Genomic DNA, 1,520 nt, shown 5'->3' with positions numbered 1-1,520 from the left:
TGGAAAAATTAGAGAATTAAAAAGAACAATTGCTCGTGTTCTTACAATATTGAATGAAAAACAAAAGGAGAATTAAATGTCAAAAATTTGTGATGTATGTGGGCTTCCAGAAGAACTTTGTGTTTGTGAAGAAATTGCACGTGAAGTTCAATCTTTGAAGGTTTTTACTGTAAGAAGAAGATTTGGAAAACTCATGACTATTATCGAGGGTATAGATGAACACGATATAGATATTAGAGAACTCACAAAAACTCTTAAAGCAAGATGTGCTTGTGGAGGAACCGCTAAAAACGGTCAAATAGAACTTCAAGGCGATCATAAGGTCAAGGTCAAAGAAGTTTTATCTGATATGGGTTTCTCATCTGATACTATCGAAATTCGTGAATCTAAAAAGAACAATAAGAAAAGGAGATAATTCATCTATTCGATATGTTTTTCAATAAAATTTTGTAATTTTCTGCATAATTTATTGTAAATGTTATGTTAAGAGATGGGGATTATGATTACTTCAAAAAATTTAGTTCATCATGAATTCATTGGATTGAAAGTTCATGCAACTAATTTGAAGAATAAGTCTCTTAATTTAAAAGGAACAGTTATTGACGAGACAAAAAATACCATTAAAATTGAGGGATTGGACAGTACTGAAAAAATGATTCCTAAGAAAGGAACATTATTTGTATTTGAAATCCCAAACGGGGAAAAAGTTGAAATTGATGGTAACATTTTGTCTATTCGTCCTGAAGATAGAATAAAAAAAAGGTTTAAAAAATTATAAATGGTGATAATATGGTTGGGCTTAACGTTCAAGAACCAGAAACTACATGTGATGATCCTAACTGCCCATTTCACGGAACTTTGCCTGTAAGAGGTCAAGTTCTTGAAGGTGTTGTTGTAAGTAACAAGGCAGAAAGGACTATTACTGTTGAACGTAGTTACTATAAATTCATTAAAAAATACGAAAGATATGAAAAAAGGAAATCTAAAATCAATGTTCACAAACCTGATTGCTTACATGTGAATGTTGGTGATTCTGTAAAAGTTGCAGAATGTAGACCATTAAGTAAAACTAAACATTTTGTTTTAGTTGAAGTTAAAGGAGAGTAATTATTATGAAACCATTAACCTCAAGTGTAACTAAAGCATTACCGATTGGCGCAAGACTCCAATGTGTTGATAATACTGGTGCTCGTGAAATCGAAATTATTTCCGTAAAAGGATTCAAAGGTGTAAGAAGAAGACTCGATGTTGCCGGTGTTGGAGATTTAGTTGTTGCTTCCGTTAAAAAAGGAACTGCAGATATGAGAAGAGAAGTTGTTAATGCAGTTGTAGTTAGACAAAAAAAGGAATATAGGCGTGCTGATGGTCTTCGTGTTAAATTTGAAGATAACGCTGCAGTTATTATTACTCCTGAAGGAGTTTTAAAAGGATCTGAAATTAGAGGTCCTGTTGCTAAAGAAGCAGCTGACAGATGGCCTAGTGTTGGTAGTGCAGCAAGTATTTTAGTATAAGGTGAAAAA

Annotated in this window: 5 protein-coding genes; all 5 read left to right on the top strand. The window is 32.6% G+C overall.

Annotated features, from left to right (window positions below; translation table 11 throughout):
• Positions 1-76: 50S ribosomal protein L29 (rpmC, locus tag ACJROP_RS00055; protein ID WP_406533479.1), on the top strand; the 76-nt coding region annotated here is incomplete at its 5' end.
• Positions 77-415 carry a stress response translation initiation inhibitor YciH gene (gene yciH, locus ACJROP_RS00050; protein WP_406533478.1) on the top strand — a complete coding sequence of 113 codons (339 nt, stop codon included), beginning with the start codon at positions 77-79 and terminating at the stop codon, positions 413-415.
• A gap of 84 nt (positions 416-499) precedes the next feature.
• A complete protein-coding gene (gene rnp1, locus ACJROP_RS00045; RefSeq protein ID WP_406533477.1) occupies positions 500-778 on the top strand; it encodes a ribonuclease P protein component 1 in 279 nt (92 codons plus the stop codon).
• Between the two features lie 11 nt (positions 779-789).
• On the top strand, positions 790-1,107 hold the full coding sequence (locus tag ACJROP_RS00040) for a 30S ribosomal protein S17 (protein ID WP_298517703.1): 318 nt from the start codon (positions 790-792) through the stop codon (positions 1,105-1,107).
• Positions 1,108-1,112: 5 nt separating this feature from the next.
• Positions 1,113-1,511, top strand: a complete 399-nt coding sequence (locus ACJROP_RS00035; RefSeq protein WP_406533476.1) for a 50S ribosomal protein L14 — start codon at positions 1,113-1,115, stop codon at positions 1,509-1,511.
• Positions 1,512-1,520 lie beyond the last annotated feature (9 nt).

Source organism: Methanobrevibacter sp. (assembly GCF_045220775.1).
Lineage (GTDB): Archaea > Methanobacteriota > Methanobacteria > Methanobacteriales > Methanobacteriaceae > Methanocatella.
The sequence above is the reverse complement of the archived record's forward strand: the minus strand, read 5'-3'. Positions and strand labels throughout refer to the sequence as shown.

Bases quoted from the DNA above. Each gene is read 5' to 3' on its own strand.
- yciH (WP_406533478.1), top strand. From the start codon at position 77: ATGTCAAAAATTTGTGATGTATGTGGGCTTCCAGAAGAACTTTGTGTT.
- rnp1 (WP_406533477.1), top strand. From the start codon at position 500: ATGATTACTTCAAAAAATTTAGTTCATCATGAATTCATTGGATTGAAA.
- ACJROP_RS00040 (WP_298517703.1), top strand. From the start codon at position 790: ATGGTTGGGCTTAACGTTCAAGAACCAGAAACTACATGTGATGATCCT.
- ACJROP_RS00035 (WP_406533476.1), top strand. From the start codon at position 1,113: ATGAAACCATTAACCTCAAGTGTAACTAAAGCATTACCGATTGGCGCA.